Annotated in this window: 13 protein-coding genes and 5 pseudogenes; 14 read left to right on the top strand and 4 right to left on the bottom strand. The window is 67.1% G+C overall.

The features are described 5' to 3' along the window. Positions 1-21 precede the first annotated feature (21 nt). From K9U37_RS03865 to K9U37_RS03900, 8 genes and pseudogenes are all read left to right on the top strand, one after another. Entirely contained in the window at positions 22-1359 is a 1338-nt protein-coding gene (locus K9U37_RS03865; RefSeq protein ID WP_243073209.1) for a phosphoribosyltransferase, read from the top strand. 16 nt (positions 1360-1375) lie between these two features. Then, entirely contained in the window at positions 1376-1798 is a 423-nt protein-coding gene (locus K9U37_RS03870; protein ID WP_252393930.1) for an archease, read from the top strand. Further along, positions 1795-3234 (top strand): RNA-splicing ligase RtcB, encoded by a 1440-nt coding sequence (gene rtcB, locus K9U37_RS03875; RefSeq protein ID WP_308197330.1) that lies wholly within the window; start codon positions 1795-1797, stop codon positions 3232-3234. The genes K9U37_RS03870 and rtcB overlap by 4 nt, the downstream gene beginning before the upstream one ends. A 166-nt stretch (positions 3235-3400) precedes the next feature. Next, positions 3401-3562, top strand: a complete 162-nt coding sequence (locus K9U37_RS03880) for a hypothetical protein (RefSeq protein WP_243070598.1) — start codon at positions 3401-3403, stop codon at positions 3560-3562. Positions 3563-3599: 37 nt separating this feature from the next. Then, positions 3600-6215 (top strand): cation-translocating P-type ATPase, encoded by a 2616-nt coding sequence (locus K9U37_RS03885; protein ID WP_243070599.1) that lies wholly within the window; start codon positions 3600-3602, stop codon positions 6213-6215. Between the two features lie 277 nt (positions 6216-6492). Then, positions 6493-6993: pseudogene (locus tag K9U37_RS03890) on the top strand (glycogen debranching N-terminal domain-containing protein); the annotation flags it as partial. A gap of 256 nt (positions 6994-7249) precedes the next feature. Next, a pseudogene (locus K9U37_RS03895) lies at positions 7250-7519 on the top strand (universal stress protein); the annotation flags it as partial. Between the two features lie 81 nt (positions 7520-7600). Further along, positions 7601-7711: pseudogene (locus K9U37_RS03900) on the top strand (pyridoxamine 5'-phosphate oxidase family protein); the annotation flags it as partial. Positions 7712-7807: 96 nt separating this feature from the next. On the opposite strand, the gene polX reads toward K9U37_RS03900, so the two are convergent. Beyond that, entirely contained in the window at positions 7808-9544 is a 1737-nt protein-coding gene (gene polX / locus K9U37_RS03905) for a DNA polymerase/3'-5' exonuclease PolX (protein WP_243070600.1), read from the bottom strand. A gap of 169 nt (positions 9545-9713) precedes the next feature. Here polX and K9U37_RS03910 point away from each other — a divergent pair, with 169 nt between their 5' ends. Further along, positions 9714-9929 carry a hypothetical protein gene (locus K9U37_RS03910; protein ID WP_243070601.1) on the top strand — a complete coding sequence of 72 codons (216 nt, stop codon included), beginning with the start codon at positions 9714-9716 and terminating at the stop codon, positions 9927-9929. Between the two features lie 50 nt (positions 9930-9979). On the opposite strand, the gene K9U37_RS03915 is transcribed toward K9U37_RS03910, so the two are convergent. Continuing rightward, the gene (locus K9U37_RS03915) at positions 9980-10144 is read right to left on the bottom strand and encodes a hypothetical protein (RefSeq protein WP_243070602.1); all 165 of its coding nucleotides are present in this window, start codon (positions 10142-10144) and stop codon (positions 9980-9982) included. Between the two features lie 58 nt (positions 10145-10202). Here K9U37_RS03915 and K9U37_RS03920 point away from each other — a divergent pair, with 58 nt between their 5' ends. The 5 genes and pseudogenes from K9U37_RS03920 to K9U37_RS03935 all read left to right on the top strand — a co-directional run bounded on the left by K9U37_RS03920 (position 10203) and on the right by K9U37_RS03935 (position 13973). Beyond that, positions 10203-11225: a helicase HerA domain-containing protein gene (locus tag K9U37_RS03920; protein WP_243070603.1), complete on the top strand. Its 1023-nt coding sequence runs from the start codon at positions 10203-10205 to the stop codon at positions 11223-11225. 414 nt (positions 11226-11639) lie between these two features. Beyond that, positions 11640-11909 (top strand): annotated as a pseudogene (locus tag K9U37_RS03925) (FHA domain-containing protein). A 605-nt stretch (positions 11910-12514) separates the two neighbouring features. Next, positions 12515-12646: pseudogene (locus K9U37_RS20315) on the top strand (universal stress protein); the annotation flags it as partial. An 82-nt stretch (positions 12647-12728) separates the two neighbouring features. Further along, on the top strand, positions 12729-12797 hold the full coding sequence (locus tag K9U37_RS20320) for a hypothetical protein (protein ID WP_372489556.1): 69 nt from the start codon (positions 12729-12731) through the stop codon (positions 12795-12797). Positions 12798-12833: 36 nt separating this feature from the next. Then, positions 12834-13973, top strand: coding sequence for a site-2 protease family protein (locus K9U37_RS03935; RefSeq protein WP_243070604.1), 1140 nt, complete (start codon positions 12834-12836; stop codon positions 13971-13973). 216 nt (positions 13974-14189) lie between these two features. On the opposite strand, the gene K9U37_RS03940 is transcribed toward K9U37_RS03935, so the two are convergent. Both K9U37_RS03940 and K9U37_RS03945 read right to left on the bottom strand, forming a co-directional pair. Continuing rightward, positions 14190-15551 carry a nicotinate phosphoribosyltransferase gene (locus K9U37_RS03940; protein WP_243070605.1) on the bottom strand — a complete coding sequence of 454 codons (1362 nt, stop codon included), beginning with the start codon at positions 15549-15551 and terminating at the stop codon, positions 14190-14192. 6 nt (positions 15552-15557) lie between these two features. Next, positions 15558-16502: a ribose-phosphate diphosphokinase gene (locus K9U37_RS03945; RefSeq protein WP_243070606.1), complete on the bottom strand. Its 945-nt coding sequence runs from the start codon at positions 16500-16502 to the stop codon at positions 15558-15560. Positions 16503-16517 lie beyond the last annotated feature (15 nt).

Here is a 16517-nt window from a genome sequence, read left to right on the forward strand (position 1 = left end):
CTGGCTTCGTTGCGCGATGAGATGAGGCCGTTCGACGATCGTGTCGATGCCGGGCGCCGGCTGGCGCAGCGGTTGGAATCACTGTGCGGCCAGAACATTGTCGTGCTGGGCCTGCCGCGCGGCGGGATCCCGGTGGCCTTCGAAGTCGCCAAAGCGCTACAGGCACCACTGGATGTCCTCATGGTGCGCAAGCTCGGGGTGCCGTTTCAGCCCGATCTGGCCTTCGCGGCCATCGGCGAGGACGACGTGCGGGTGCTCAACGATCTCGTCGTGTGCCAAGCGCATCTCGACGGCGACACCATGGACACGATCGAAGGCAAACAGCGGATCGAACTGCGCCGCCGCGCGCAACGGTTCCGCTGCGGGCATCACCGCATCTCGGTGAGGGGGCGCATCGCGGTGATTGTCGATGACGGCATCGCGACCGGCGCGACAGCCAAGGCGGCCTGCCTGGTCGTCCGTGCGCGCGGAGCACACCGAGTGGTGCTGGCGGTACCGATCGGCCCCGAGGACATCGGCGCGCGGTTCACCGGATACGCCGACGAGGTGGTCTGCCTGCAGACCCCCGCGGCCTTCTTCGCCGTCGGGCAGGGTTACCGCAACTTCACCCACACCCCCGACGACGAGGTGATCGCACTGCTCGACCGAGCCCGCAACGACTTCGCCGACGCGGCCGCGGTCGACGTCGCCGCCGACGCGCCGCTGCGCGATGAGGAAATCCGGGTACCTGCCGGGCCGGTGACGGTAGCCGGGCATCTGACGATCCCGCAGCACTCGGTCGGGATGGTGGTGTTCGCGCACGGCAGCGGCAGCAGCCGCCACAGCCCCCGTAACCGGTATGTGGCCGAGGTGTTGAACCGGGCCGGGTTGGCGACGCTGCTGGTTGATCTGCTCACTCTCACCGAGGAACGTCACCGCGCCAACGTCTTTGACATCGGCCTGCTGGCGGGGCGGCTGGTCGACGTCACGCACTGGCTGGCCGGCCAGCCCGACACCGCGGCGCTGCCGGTCGGCTACTTCGGGGCCAGCACCGCGGCGGGCGCGGCGCTGGTCGCGGCGACCGATCCCCAGGTGAACGTCGCAGCGGTGGTGTCCCGCGGCGGCCGGCCCGATCTGGCGGGTGAGTCGCTGATTAGGGTGCACGCGCCCACGCTGCTGATTGTGGGCGGATATGACGACATCGTCCTCGATCTGAGTCGGCGGGCGGGGTCGGTGATCCCGGGTACGTGCGAGATCGTGGTGGTTCCCCGAGCCACCCACCTGTTCGAAGAGCCCGGCACCCTTGAAGAGGTGGCGGTGCTGGCCCGCGACTGGTTCATCGATCACCTGAGCCGGGTGACCGCGACCGCAAACCCATAGTGGACCACGAAAAGCCATGGCGCACAGCCCATCAGGGCATCGCAGCGTGCCGCACACCGCGGACCTGCGGATTGAGGCGTGGGCACCCACCCGTGACGGCTGCATCAAGCAGGCGGTGCTCGGCACCGTCGAGAGCTTCCTGGACACCACGTCGGCGCACCCGAAACGCACTCACCGGTGCCGGCTCGCCGCGGAGCGTGACGACGATCTGCTGGTCGCGGTGCTCGAGGAGGTCATCTACCTGCTGGACACCGAAGCAGAGGCGCCGGTCGACCTCACCCTGCGCGACGTCGAAGGCGGCGTGGAGGTCAGGTTTGCGATGGTCGACGCGACCATGCTGCCCCAGCTGGGGGCCGTACCAAAGGCGGTGTCCCTCAACGATATTCGGCTGTCGCACGGCAGTGCTGGCTGGCGGTGCCTGGTCACCCTTGACGTGTGAGTGAGGCCAAGCGCGTGAAGATCATCGAGGAGACCCCGTACCGGTTCCGGATCGAGCAAGAAGGCGCGATGCGGGTGCCTGGCATCGTCTTCGCGTCGAGATCGCTGCTGCCCGACGAACACGGCGACATGGCGCTGGCACAGGTCGTCAATGTCGCCACGCTGCCGGGAATTGTGCGCGCGTCGTATGCGATGCCCGATATTCACTGGGGATACGGGTTTCCGATCGGCGGCGTGGCGGCCACCGACATCGACGACGGCGGGGTGGTCTCTCCCGGTGGGGTTGGCTTCGACATTTCCTGTGGGGTGCGGCTGCTGATCAGCCGCGAGCTGGACCGGGAGCGGCTGGCGCCACGGATCCGCGCGGTGATGGATCACCTCGACCGGGCGATACCGCGCGGGGTGGGCACCAAAGGCGTGTGGCGGCTGCCGGACCGCGCAGCCTTGGAGCGTGTGCTCACCGGTGGCGCCGAGTATGCGGTGGAACAGGGCCACGGTGTGGCAGAAGACCTGCAGCGCTGCGAGGACGGCGGCGTGCTCGCCGGAGCCGACGCGTCCGCGGTCAGCGAGCGGGCTGTGGAACGCGGGCTCGGGCAGATCGGCAGCCTCGGCTCGGGCAACCACTTCCTGGAAGTGCAAACCGTGGACCGCGTCTACGACGCGGCCGTGGCCGCCACGATGGGGCTGGCCGAGGGCGCGGTCTGCGTGATGATCCACACCGGCTCACGCGGGCTGGGCCATCAGATCTGCACCGACCACGTCCGGCAGATGGAAAAAGCGATGGCCCGCTACGGAATTGCCGTGCCCGATCGGCAGCTGGCGTGTGTGCCCGTGCGTTCCCCCGAGGGCCAGGCGTATCTGGCGGCGATGGCCGCGGCGGCCAACTACGGACGCGCCAACCGCCAGCTGCTCACCGAGGCCACCCGCCGGGTGTTCGAGGCGCACACCGCGACCTCGCTTCAGGTGCTCTACGACGTCTCCCACAACCTGGCCAAGATCGAGACCCATCCCGTCGACGGAAACCTGCGCACCCTGTGTGTGCATCGAAAGGGCGCCACCCGCTCCCTACCGCCCCATCACAGCGATCTGCCCGCCGAACTGGCGCAGGTCGGCCAGCCGGTGCTGATACCGGGCACCATGGGCACCGCCTCCTACGTGCTGGTGGGCGTCGCCGATAATCCTGCGTTCTTTTCCACCGCGCACGGCGCCGGCCGGGTGCAAAGCCGCCACCAAGCCGCCCGCGGCACCAATGCGGATGTCCTGTGCAGAGGTCTCGAAGAGCACGGCATCCTCGTGCGGGGCAGCTCGCGGCGCGGACTCGCCGAGGAAAAACCCGAAGCCTACAAGGACATCGACGCCGTCATCGAGACCAGCCACCAAGCCGGGCTCGCCCGCAAGGTCGCCCGACTCATCCCGCTAGGAGTGGTGAAAGGCTAAGCCGCGTCTGCTCCTTCGCGAACGATGCCCGACGATGTTAGGCGGATACCGCGCGAAAGGACCGAAAGTCCTCGACAGTCCCGGACTTCCGCCCCGCGCCAGGTGGCCTGCGACCCTGCAGAATCGAGCGCAATTGACACTGGATCGCCAATGTTGAGGAGCCGGGATGACGGTCGTCGAACTCATCGCGTTGTCTATGTTGGCGGTCGCGCTTGCCGCGATCGTGTGTGCGCTTGCGGTGGCGGTCGCCCTCTGGTGGACCCGACGCCATCCCCCGCATGCCCAACGGTCAATCTCCCACGTGGCGGGCAGGCGCGAGCGCCCATGACACCGCCCCAGGTGCTGTTAATGAGCGCGGTGATCGTGTGACCGGGCCACGAGGGTTGACATCGGCCGAAGCGGCCAGACGCCTGGCCGCCGAAGGTCCCAATACGCTGCCGGTGCGACGCAAGATGCCGGCGTGGCGACTGCTCGTATCCGAGATGGTGCACTTCTTCGCCTTACTGTTCTGGGTGGCCGGCGGGCTGGCCTTCCTGGCCGGCATGCCGCAGCTGGGCATTGCGGTGTTCGCGGTCATCGTGCTCAACGGGGTGTTCGCTTTCGCGCAGGAACAGAAGGCCGAACACGCCGCCGAACGGCTGCGCGGCCTGCTGCCGCGCCAGGTCACCGTCGTGCGCGACGCGACCACGATGCAGGTCCCCGCCGAAGACCTCGTCACCCACGACGCCGTGCTGCTGGCCGAAGGCGACCGCATCTGCGCGGATCTGCGCCTGGACACGGTCCACGCGCTGGCGGTAGACACCTCGGCACTGAGCGGGGAAAGCGTTCCTGAACACCCCGCGCCAGCCGATCACGTCTACGCGGGATGCTTCATCGTCGAAGGGGAAGCCCACGCAACGGTCGTGGCAACCGGGGCGCGAACCAGGCTCGCCGGCATCGCCAAACTCACCCAGACGCAGCGACCCCCGCCGACCCCGCTGCGACGCGAGTTGGACCGGGTGTCGCGCATCATCGCGGCCGTCGCGATCGCGGTCGGCGTTGGGTTCTTCTCCATCGCCCTGCTCCTCGGCACCCCCGCCGCCGACGGATTCCTATTCGCGGTCGGCGTCACCGTGGCCGTCGTCCCCGAGGGCCTGCTGCCCACCGTTACCCTCTCGCTGGCCATGGGCGCGCAGCGGATGGCCGAGCATCGCGCACTGGTGCGGCACCTCGAAGCCGTGGAAACCCTCGGCTCGACCACGTTCATCTGCACCGACAAGACCGGAACGCTGACCCAAAACGAAATGTCGGTCGTCGAGATCTGGATGCCCGACGGCACGGCCACCGTGGCTGGCAACGGCTATGAACCCACCGGCGCGCTCACCTGCACACCGCCGGCCTGCCGCGGCGCGCTGACCGACATTGCGCTGGCCGCGCGGCGCTGCTCAACGGGCCATGCCGTGATGAAGGACGGGCAATGGATCGCCCAAGGCGACCCGATGGAAGCTGCCCTCGACGCGTTCGCCCGCCGCGCCGGCGTCGACATCGCCGCCGAAATTCAGGCGGCGCCCGAACGAGCGCGATTCCCGTTCGACGCCCGCCGGCGCCGGATGTCCGTCGTGGTCGGCAACCGCGTGCTCGTCAAGGGCGCGCCCGATGCCATCGTTTCCCGGTGCAGGCCAGCACCGGCGGCCACCGAGGCGCTGGCGCGGCTAGCCGGGCGCGGCCTGCGCGTCATCGCGGTGGCCACCAGGGCATTCACCGGCGCTCTGCCCACATCGGCCGACGAGGCGGAAACCGACCTGACCCTGCTGGGGCTGGTCGCGCTGGAAGACCCGCCCCGCCCGAAAGCCGCGGCCGCGCTTGCCGCGTGCCGGCGCGCGGGCATCAGGGTCGCCATGATCACCGGCGACCACCCCGACACAGCGGGCGCGATCGCACGCGAGGTCGGGCTCGCCGGCAGCAGCGACCGGGTCCTCGTCGGGCATGAGCTGCCCGCCGACCGGGCCCAGTTGGGGGAGCTGTTGGATCGCGACGGCACCGTCGTGGCCAGGGTGACCCCGGAGGACAAACTGCGTATCGCCGAAGCCCTGGGGGCCCGTGGGCACGTCGTCGCGATGACCGGTGACGGGGTCAACGACGCCCCCGCCCTGCAGGAGGCCGCGATCGGCGTCGCCATGGGCCGCTCCGGCACCGACGTCGCACGCGAGGCGGCCGACCTTGTCCTGCTCGACGACGACTTTTCCACCATCGTCGCGGCTGTGGAGCAGGGCCGGTCGACGTTCGCCAACATCCGCCGGTTCCTGACCTACCACCTCACCGACAACGTCGCCGAACTCGCCCCGTTTATCATGTGGGCGCTCTCGGGCGGGGCTTTCCCGCTGGCCATCGGTGTATTGCAGGTGCTCGCCCTCGACATCGGAACCGACGTGCTGCCCGCGCTGGCACTCGGTGCCGAACCACCCGCCCGGCACGTGCTCGACCGTCCGCCGACGCGCGGACATCTGATCGACCGCAGCCTGTTCGCCCGTGCATTCGCCATCCTCGGCTCGGTCGAAGCCATCATCGGGCTTGGCGCATTCGTCGTCTCCTTCCTCGCCGCGGGCTGGTGGTTGGGCGAACCCTTCCCGACCGGGGCAGCGCTGCTCGCGGCCTCGGGCGCCACTTTCACCGCCATCGTCTTCGGCCAGGTGAGCAATGCGTTCGCCTGCCGCAGCACCGTCCGATTCGCCTGGCAGATCCCGTTGCGTAGCAACCGGCTGCTGATCGGGGCCGTCGCAGCAGAGCTGGCCATGCTCGCCGCGTTCCTCTACATCGCGCCCCTCGCACATCTGCTCGGCCAGTCGCCCCCCAGCGGCGCCGGCGTTCTCGCCGCCGCGCTCGCCGCCCCCGCGGTTCTGGCAGCCGACACACTGCAGAAGCGAATTACCCGCTCCGCCAAGCAAACCCGCAGAATCCGACCGAAGACGACCGGCGCAATCGAGCACCTGGGCGCCGCATGACCTCCCTTGGAGGCGACGTCAGCAACACCGGCGACCGCGGCACTTGCGAACACACGTCCGACGTTTCTTCTCCGCTGCTATCAGTGCGGTGCACTACCGACACCGCAGTCTTGAGGTCGGCGCGAGCGACGGCTAAACGCCCTTCTCTGTGCGGGCGCGCAGAGGCCTAGCAAGCGCAAACTGGTAGCAGATGCACGTTGTCTGCTATTGCGGGTGCCGTGGGAGGAGCCGGTCGGAAACCATGATGCGTTGACCGGATCAATCGGCGGGCCAGCGCATGACGGTACCGGCCGCGCTGAACAGCGGCGAACCGGCTCGCATCGGGGCGGGCAGCGACACGGTCACGCTGGTCGAAGGCGCGACGTCTTGTCTGTCAGACCGCCACGGCGACACGGTGGCGGGCGGCTCGCAGGGGCTGTTCTTCCGCCATGCACGGGTGCTGTCGCGATGGGAACTGCGCGTCGACGGCCAGGTCGCGGAATCAGTGTCGGTCGAGTCGTCGGAAGCCTTTGCCGCACAATGCATTCTGCGCCGGGCGCCGCACGCCGGGTTGGTCGACAGCACGCTGTTGGTGGTGCGCGAGCGGTTGGTGGCTGATGGCCGGCGGGAGACCGTAACGCTTTCCAACCTCGGCGGTCGCGGCCGGGCGTTCGTCGCGGCTGGCGCGCCGTGGTTCATGACCCTGTTTGGCCGCGACAGCCTGCTGACGGCGTGGATGGCGCTGCCGCTGCACGTCGGGCTGCCGATCGGCACACTGCAACAGTTGGCGGCGGCCCAGGTGTGATCGAGGACTTTCGGCCCCTCGCTTGGTCAGCCGGCCGGTGACCAGAGTTGGGCAGGGCTGAACTCGAGCCAACAGCCTCGTGCGGTCTATCGGTGAGCGGATAACGGTGTCGGGACATGGCGCAGCCATGACGATGACATCACAGCGCGATGGAGGGAGCCGAAGTGGGTGGAACGCGTCCCGGTGGCGCCACCGAAGATCAACCACGAAGGGTTGCGATGGCCGAGATCCGCCGCCATGGAGAGCCGATATGACCCGTCCGCATGCGCCGTCGCCGATCGTCGTGGGCATCGATGGGTCTGACGCCGCCGTCGCCGCGGCGCGGTGGGCCGCCGAGGAGGCTGTTGCCCGGGATGTGCCGCTGCGGCTGATCCACGCCGCCGACGTCGCGGCAGTTCCGTCCGGGCCGGGCGAGTGTTTCGGGCGACACCTCACCCACGCCGAACCGATGTTGCGCGCCGCCCAGGCGGCGGTGGCCGCAACGGGAAAGACCGTCAAAGTCGAAACCGGCGTGGTCACGGCGGGACCGCGGGCAGGGCTGATCACCGACCCGCCAGGAAGTCATGACCACTGCACGCGACATAGTGCCCGCCGGCGCCACCGCTACCAACAACTGCTGCAGCCGTGGGTGAACATGGCCATGGACACCGTGATCGCCATCAACCCCGAGATCGTCACCGGCGTTCGCATCGTCGACGACAACACGAAATAACCGCGTGACCATTTCGGTGGCGAATTCACCAGCAGCCCAACGGGACCCAGATGCCGACCCGCGACATCGATGATGACCGCCGCCGAGGGTAGATCGTCAGTGTGTGGGAGGGCAGTGGCGTCGTTTTGCGAGGAACCGGCGCAGCCGCTTCAGTGGCCAGGTGTTGATCACCTCGTCGGCTGCTACCCAGCCTCGCTGGGCGACGGCGACGCCGTAGCGGATGTAGTCGAGGTGGCCGACGGCGTGGGAATCGGTGTCGATCGCGAAGACGACGCCATGATCGCGGGCACGACGCACGAGATCGTCGTTGATATCCAGCCGGTCGGGGAAGGCGTTGATTTCCAGGGCGGTATGGGTGCGCGCGGCCGCTTTGAACACGGCATCAACATCGAAATCGATGGGGGGACGACGGCCGAGAAGTCGGGTGGTCGGATGGCCGATGATGTTGACGTAGGGGTGCTCGATGGCGGCGAGCAGGCGCTTGGTCATCTCCTCGCGGCTCTGATCGAAATCGGAGTGCACCGAAGCGACGAGGACATCGAAACTCGCGAGGAATTGGTCATCCCAGTCCAGGGAGCCGTCGGCGCCGATGTTGAGTTCGGAGCCGTGCAACACCGTGATGCCGTGTCGGCGCGTCAGTTCGGGTAGCTTGCTTCGCTGGTGGAGGGCCTTGTCGCGGGTCATCCGCTGCATGGCCATCATCGGGGCGTGGTCGGTGATGGCGCAGTAGCGGTATCCATGGCGGGCCGCGGCGGCGACCATGTCATCCAGGCCGGCGAGGCCGTCGGTGAGATCGGTATGCATATGAAGGTCGCCGGCGATGTCGGTGACCTCGACCAGATCGGGAAGCTGGTCATCCAGTGCGGCTTCGACTTCGCCGCGGTCTTCGCGCAATGTCGGGGGGATCCAGGGCAGCCCGAGTCTGGCGTAGATATCGGCTTCGTCTGCCGACGCCAGCAATTGGCCGTCGTCGACGCGGAACAGCCCGTACTCGGACAACTTCAACCCGGCATGCACGGCCAATTCGCGGATGCGGATGTTGTGTGCCTTCGAGCCGGTGAAGTATTGCAGGGCCGCGCCCCACACCGCCGCGGGCACGACCCGCAGGTCCACCTGGACACCCTTGGTTGTCACCACGGAGGACTTGGTCGGGCCGTGGGCCAATACGCGATCCACCAACGGCATGGTGCAGAAGTGCTCCATGACCGATCCCGGGTCCTCGTCTGCGGCCGCCAGCAGGTCGATGTCGCCGATGGTGTCACGCATGCGCCGCAGCGATCCCGCGTAGTCGATGCGAGTCACCTGCGGCAGTGCTGCGAGCTGGGCGACCAGATCCTCGGCGATGTCGAGGGCGACCGCCAGCGGCATGCGCCCCCCGACTTCCTGCATCTGGCGAATCGCGCGGGCCAGGTTGCGCTCGCTGATCTGGCCCCATCCTTTGAGGTGGCGCAGCTGTTCGTCGTGCAGCGCGGCCAGCAGCTGCGGCATCGACGAAATGCCCAACTCGACATAGACCTGGTGGGCCCGTTTCGGTCCGAGCCCGGGGATGCCCAGTAGTGCGCGCAGGCCTGCTGGCACCTGTGCGTGGAGCTCCTCGAGAGCGGCGATGTGGCCGGTTTTCCGGAGCTCAAGCAGCTTGTCGGCGGTGTGCGCACCGACGGCCGGGATGGCTATCAAGCCGTTGCGGTCGAGACTGTCGAGATCAGCAGGCCAACCGGCGACCGCACGGGCCGCCTTCTCGTATGAACGCACCCGGTACGGATCGCCGCCCGAGATTGCGATCAGATCGGCCAGCTCCTGCAGCGCCTCGGCTGCAGTGTCATTCGAACGCACAAGGGACAGAATGGTCCGATCATGCCTGTCTGCCAGCAGCCCAAAGACCTCGCTTTGGGGACTTCCGACCACACATTGACGGGACTTCCGGCTCCGTGCAGCCAGCCGTGCCGCCGGTAGCGTCAAGAATCCCGATCGGACGATGTGCAGGATACCTTCCGTTATGAAAATGTGGATACAAGTCAGCGACCGCGATGAGGATGTCGAATTCTCCGGCGGCGCGACCTATCAAGTGCTCGCAAGCGGTGTGCTAAGGGTCAACTGCGGCAAGGATATTCACCTTTACAGTCCGGCGTATTGGCAACAGATCACGGTTGATACCCGTTCCGCAGACCAACGTGACGGTCACGTTCAGCAGCTGGACGAAGATCTCAATTGGCAATGATCGGCGCCGCTCAGTAGCGCCAGGCCGCGATCTACTAGGGATCGCCCGAATCAGTTGGTCCGCCAGGGCACTTCGGTGTCGGGCGCGCCGTCGAATAATGCGTTCGCGTCGCGCTGGCCCAGTTCGACAGAGGCATTGATGAATTCGGGATCGAAGTACAGGTAGCTGAGCAGGTCGCCTCGGCGCGGGCCGTCACCCTTGTGGGCGTGCGCCATCAGTCGCTGTTCGGGATGGCTGAGATCGGAGCCGCCGTGGCCAACGCCGTCCCCCTCTGTGCGTGACCATGCCGACCTCGTCCTCGACAAAGACAACGGAGCCGGGGTCGCCGAGCTGCTCACCGGCGCGTACCTCAGCGGAGTCCGACGCTGGTGTCCGCCACGCTGGTGGGTCGAGATCGGCACCTTCGACGACGGAACACCGGTGAAGATACCGGGCAGCCAGGCGCGGATGTTGGTCACCGGACCCGCCGGGTCAGGCAAGAGTTACCTGGTCGGCCTGCTGGCGGAGCGATGGATCGAGAGTGGCTACTGTGTGCTTGTCCTTGACCCCGAGGGCGACCACGTGGAATTTGGGGAGCTCGCCCGGGTGCAGGTTGTTGATGCCCGCCACCACCTGCCCGAGCCGCACGAGTTGGTCGACACGCTGCATCCGCACATCAGCATCGTGGTGGATCTGTCCGGGCTCACCAGCCCACACAAGGTCGACTACCTGCATCGATTGCGGTCGGCGGCCAGCGTGCACCGCGAAGCGCGCGGATTCCCACACTGGACGATCTACGACGGGGCCCACCTGCTCGGCCATCACCCGGAAGCCCACTGGACACATCGTGGCGGCTGCGTGTTGTCATCATTCGCGCCGGCGTCACTGCCCGCCAACGAGGTCGACGACACCGACGTCCTGCTCACACTCGACGACGCCAACACCGCAGAAGATGTCGTCTCCCGAACGAGGCGGCGGGCCTGTGTGCGTTTTGGCGCCGGGCCGCCGCGTTCGTTCACCATCGCAGAGCGCGGGGCTACCCACGTGCGGCATCGCCACAAATATGCCGACGTCTCCTTGCCCAGGGAACGGCGGTTCTACTTCCGGCCAGCCGACGGCCAAGTCATCGCCGCAGCAGGCACCATGGGCGATTTCCGCACCGCGATAAGACATCTCGATCCACGAGCGCTGCAGTACCACCTCGAACGCGCGGACTTTTCCCGCTGGTTAGATGACACCATCGCCGACAAGGAATCGGCGTCGCAAGTGGCGGTGTGGGAGGACGAATTGCTGGCGCATCGAGCCACCCACGACTGATCGGAACCATTGTCATCGCCTTCGGCCATTGCGTGCACGAGGTCGGCAGTGTGCATGAATCGACGGCTGGTAGTGGCCTGCTGTGAACAGATGGCCTTGACGAATCCGGCGATGGCGTATTGGGCAAGACGCCGTACGATGTCGGCTTCCCTGACAAGCGCCCACCAACCGGTGGTTGTCGATAACGGGCAGATGCACACTGCGGGTGCGAACCTGACGGCCGAAACCATCAAGGCAAGGTCGAGCCAGCACGGCCACCACCATCAGCGGGACCCCGCGGTAACGTCTGAAAGCACACCGGCGAGCTGACGGGCCTGCCATACCCGCCAGAACGGCCGACAAGGAACAGCCAGTGAGCCAAGAGAAAACAACGAGCAATCACCTGATCAACCCGCCGGGGACACGACCGCCGCGATCCGCGCTGATCCTTTGGGCGAACTCGACGCCGCGGCTCTAGCGCCGCTGCCGAGGCGGGGGTGTGGGGAGTCGAAGGGTTGCCGAGCGGCTCGGCCGCTCTCGTCGTCAAGCGCGGGCCCAACGCGGGTTCCCGGTTCCAGCTGCATCAGCCTCAACGGAACCTATCTCAACCGCAAACCGGTGCAATCCGCGGCGTTAGGCAACGGCGACGAGATCCAGATCGACAAGTTCCGTTTGGTGTTCCTGACCGGGCCCAAGGCGGGTTGACTCAGAGGTGGGTGCCGTAGAACACCCGCCCCAAATCAAGCCGTGTTGCGGCGATCCCTAGGAATGGCTCGATGGAGCCGGGCTTTCGCGTCCGCGAGGAATTTAGTTTAGTTGTCGTGTTTGCCGCGCTCGATGAGGAACGAGTGGACGTCATCGAGTGTCAGGCCGTACCCCGTGGTCGTTCACCGGCCACGAGCACACGGCTGCGCCCGCTAGCGCTGTCTGACGGCAGCCCCTCGACCAGCCGATAGGTGCCCCTCGTCGGCGACTCGGGGTGTCTAGCTCTGGACTTCTTGAGACGCAGGTCCACCCGTCCTGCCATACGGCGCAGGCGTGCTTCATAACCGCTGCGCACGACGGGCATGATACCTGAGATCCATTGTACTCACTTTCCGGTACGCGCAGGCGATTTCAGCCGTTCAGCCCGCTGACGACCGGCATCGAAGGGCTTCATCCCTCGAGTGTGGCGCGATGGGTCGATGCGTCGAAGGGCCGTATGGCCACTTCCATCGGGACCAAGGCCTCCTGACCGCTGATCGGCGACCATCTACCGTCTGCGACATCGCACCCTGGCGCACCCGTGTCCAAACACGAAAGACGGTGAAATGTCTGATCGCAGCACACAGCCGGCAGTCGTGGTCGGTGTCGATGGGTCTCCGTCCTCGATAATGGCCGTGCGGTGGGCCGCACGCGAGGCAACGATGCGCAACGCCGGACTGACCGTCGTGCACGGCTTGAGCCCGCTGGCCGTCTGGCCCGCCGTGCCGATCCCTGCTGAGCTCCACCGGCTGCCGCGGGCAGGACGCGGTACAGCGGGCCCTGCTCGGCTCGGTCAGCACCGCCGTGGTGCATGCAGCCCGCGACCCGGTGATCGTCGCCCGCCACTAATGCGTTGTCCGGCACCATCTTTGGAGGTTAATTAACATGGGCAGCATCCCGATAGGACGGATCGCCGGATTTCCGGTCAGCGTCAACTGGAGCGTGCTGGTGATCCTCTGGTTGTTCACCTGGAGTCTGGCCTCCACGTTGCCCGGCACAGTGCCGGGCTACTCGACGTGGGCGTACTGGCTGGCGGGGGTGTGCGGTGCGCTGATATTGCTGGGGTCGCTGCTGGCCCACGAACTGACGCACGCGATCCTCGCGCGCCGCGCCGGCGTGGAGGTGTTCGACGTGACGCTGTGGCTGTTCGGGGGCGTCACCCGGCTCGGCGGCGAAGCCAAGACACCTCAGGGGGCGTTTCGGATCGCGGTGTCGGGTCCGCTGATGAGCCTGGCGCTCGCGGTGGTCTTCGCCGGTGCGGCTTATGGACTCGGCGCGCTGGGGGTCGCACACATCGTCCTCGGCGTCGCGTGGTGGCTGGCCGGGATCAACCTGCTGCTTGGCCTGTTCAACCTGCTACCCGGCGCTCCGTTGGACGGCGGGCGGGTCCTGAAGGCTTACTTGTGGCGCCGCTACGGCGATCCCGTGCGCGCCGCCGTCGGCGCGGCGCGCGCCGGGCGCGTCCTCGCGTTCATTCTGATCGCGCTCGGGCTGGTGGAGTTTCTGGCGGGGGTCCTGGTCGGTGGCGTGTGGTTGGCGTTTCTCGGGTGGTTCATCTTCGCCGCTTCCCGTGAAGAGGAGGCGCAGGTGACCACCCAGCAAGCCATCGCCGGTGTCCGGGTCGCCGACGTCATGACCGCCCAGCCCCACACTGCCCCCGCCGACATCACCATCGAGGATTTCATCCAGCGCTACCTGCTGGGCGACCGCCACTCGGCGTACCCGGTCGCCGACCGCGACGGATCGATCATCGGGCTGATTACCCTGGCGCAACTGCGCGGCGTCGCACCGAGCCAGCGCGCTGCCACCTTGGTGCGTGAGGTCGCGATCCCCCTACCCCAGGTGCCCACGGCGGCACCGCACGAACCGCTCACTGCGCTGCTGCAGCGTCTGGGGCCGGGTTGCGGTAACCGCGCCCTCGTCGTCAGCGGCGGCCAGCTGGCCGGCATTGTCACCGCAAGCGATCTGAGCCGACTGATCGACGTGTACCGGCTCGCGTCTCCACACCCGCGGGTCGGGCACTGAAACTGATCGTGCCACTTGCCAACTTCGAACAAACCAAGGATCGTGCGGGAGAAGGGTTTTCGAGCCTGTAGCGGCAGAAATGGTATGCTGCACTGTGATAACGCGCCGCTGGGGCACATGTCCTGCTGGGGTCACACAAGGTCCTAGTCGGACGAAGCGCCCGCTCCTGGCGACCGCCGACGTCGAGGGCCTGCTGTAGCTACTGGTGAGCGCTGCTCACCTCTTCTCCTCGGCGACCAATCGCTGTTGGTGGCGTAACGTTTCGAGCTCAGTCGCAACCCCGGCGCTGACGGCTATGGGGTAGGACCAACGAGCATCCTCAAGCGAATGTAGCTGTGGGGGAAGCGCGTCGACTTGCTGCCGTGCGTGGGCGCGCGCCGCCTCGAGGCCGGCGTCATACCCGGTGATGCGTCGACCGTCCTTCATGACGGGCACCAACAACTGCTCATCGGCCAGGCCTTCGCCGGGCTCGCCGATCGTATCGCCCGCGAAAGTTCCGTCCTCGATCCTGCGGAACACTTGTTTGCGGCCCGGGTAAATCACCTTGTCGCTGGAGAATTTCGTGCGCCCGACTCCGGCGTACTCGACCAGCTTGTACGCCATGTCCAGTGCGGGCGCATCCTCTGCGACGCACAGCCGCGTGCCCACACCGAACCCGTCGATGGGAGCGCCGTCGTCCAGAAGCGCCGCAACCCGGTACTCGTCAAGACCCGACGAAGCGAAGATCCCGACCCGGTGCAAACCCGCGGTATCCAGCCGTGCCCGCGCCGCCTTCGATAGCGCACCGAGATCGCCGGAATCGAGGCGGATCGCGCGCACATCGAAGCGCTGCCCCAGGCGCTTGGCCAACTCGATGACGCGATCGACCCCGCGCAGCGTGTCGTAGGTATCGACGAGCAAAGTCGTGCCCGGATAGAGCCGAGCGAACGCCTCGAAGGCATCGATTTCGGTGCCGAAGGCTTGGATGAAGCTGTGCGCCATCGTGCCGAACGCCGGAATCCCGTACTCGCGCGCCGCGAGCACGTTTGACGTGCCGGTGGCGCCCGCGAGATAGCTTGTCCGCGCGACTGTCAGCGCCGCGTCAATGCCGTGCGCTCGCCGCGCCCCGAAGTCCACCACCACCCGACCGCGCGCGGCGTCGACCACGCGTGCCGCCTTACTCGCGAGCACGCTCTGACAGTGAATCTGGTTCAGGACCAACGTCTCGACGAGCTGGGCTTCGACGATCGGCGCGATGACCTGCACGATCGGCTCGTTCGGAAAGACGACGGTGCCCTCCGGAACGGCCCAGACATCTCCGGTGAAACGCACCCCGGCGAGCCATTGGACGAATTCATCGGAGAACAGACCCAACCCGCGCAGGTAGTGCAGGTCCGCCTCGTCGAATCGGAGCCCCTCGAGGAAGTCGAGCACATCGGCCAAGCCGGCCGCCATCACATACGACCGGCCACGTGGAAGTTTGCGAAAGAAGGTTTCGAAGACCGCGGTGCCCGACATCCGTTGGGCCCAATAGGCCTGCGCCATCGTGACTTCGTAGAGGTCGGTGAACAGCGCGGAGAGGTGCTGGCGCAATGTCATGGCCGATTATCGCGCGGGCGTGCGTGTTTGGTGCAGCGCCTCGTCGTTGTGCAGGCAGGCAATGGCCATCGCCAACGTCGGTGCGATCGAGCACACCTCGATCGCTGGGCCTGCGTCTTTGGGGGTCACGGTGTCGGTGACGAGCACGCGCCCCAAATCGAGGTCACGCAGACGGTTGACGGCGGCGTGGACGAAAAGCCCGTGGGTCGCGGCCACAACGACGTCGGGCGCCGCGCCATGCGCACGCAGTAACTCGACCGCGGCTTCGATCGTCGCGCCCGTGGTGATCATGTCGTCGATGACCACGGCGGGACGGCCTCCCACATCGCCGGCGATGTCCAATGCGCTGACCGCGGCCCCGCTCTCGCGGTGCTTGCGCACGACCGCCACCGGTCCACGCAGGACTTCGGCATACCGCTCGGCCAGTTTGACCGCACCCAGGTCGGGGGCGACCACCACGGCGCCCACCGACACCTCGGCAACGAGCTCACCTGCCAGGGTGGGCACGGCGGTGAGCGTTTCGACCGGGATTCGGCACTGCGCCTCCAGGGAGGGCGTGTGCGGGTCGACAACCACGAGCCGGTCCGCGCCTGCGGCGGCGATCGCGTCGGTGACCACCGCCGAGCCAAGGGCCTGCCCTGCGGCGGTGCGGCGGTCCTGGCGGGCGTAGCCGAAGTACGGCACGACCGCGGTCACCCGCGCGGCGCGCGACCGGCGGCAGGCATCCAGCAGCAACAACAATTCGATGATGTGCTCGTTGACCGGTGGCGCCGTTGGCTGAATGACATAAACATCAGCGCCGCAGACGTTTTCGATCGTCGGGCGAAGTTCGCCATCGGGAAACCGTGCCAGGTTGGCGCCGTCAGATTCGACGCCCAGATGGTTGGCGACCGCGCTGGCGAGGCCCGGATTGGCGCTGCCGGCGACAATGCGAAGAACTCCGATGGTCATCTCGTCTTCCCTCCC

This window comes from Candidatus Mycolicibacterium alkanivorans, assembly GCF_022760805.1.
Taxonomy (GTDB): domain Bacteria; phylum Actinomycetota; class Actinomycetes; order Mycobacteriales; family Mycobacteriaceae; genus Mycobacterium; species Mycobacterium alkanivorans.

Bases quoted from the DNA above. Each gene is read 5' to 3' on its own strand.
- K9U37_RS03865 (WP_243073209.1), top strand. From the start codon at position 22: ATGAGGCCGTTCGACGATCGTGTCGATGCCGGGCGCCGGCTGGCGCAG.
- K9U37_RS03880 (WP_243070598.1), top strand. From the start codon at position 3,401: ATGACGGTCGTCGAACTCATCGCGTTGTCTATGTTGGCGGTCGCGCTT.
- K9U37_RS03915 (WP_243070602.1), bottom strand. From the start codon at position 10,144: ATGGCGCACGCCCACAAGGGTGACGGCCCGCGCCGAGGCGACCTGCTC.
- K9U37_RS03935 (WP_243070604.1), top strand. From the start codon at position 12,834: ATGGGCAGCATCCCGATAGGACGGATCGCCGGATTTCCGGTCAGCGTC.
- K9U37_RS03945 (WP_243070606.1), bottom strand. From the start codon at position 16,502: ATGACCATCGGAGTTCTTCGCATTGTCGCCGGCAGCGCCAATCCGGGC.
- K9U37_RS03940 (WP_243070605.1), bottom strand. From the start codon at position 15,551: ATGACATTGCGCCAGCACCTCTCCGCGCTGTTCACCGACCTCTACGAA.
- K9U37_RS03910 (WP_243070601.1), top strand. From the start codon at position 9,714: ATGTGGATACAAGTCAGCGACCGCGATGAGGATGTCGAATTCTCCGGC.
- K9U37_RS03870 (WP_252393930.1), top strand. From the start codon at position 1,376: ATGGCGCACAGCCCATCAGGGCATCGCAGCGTGCCGCACACCGCGGAC.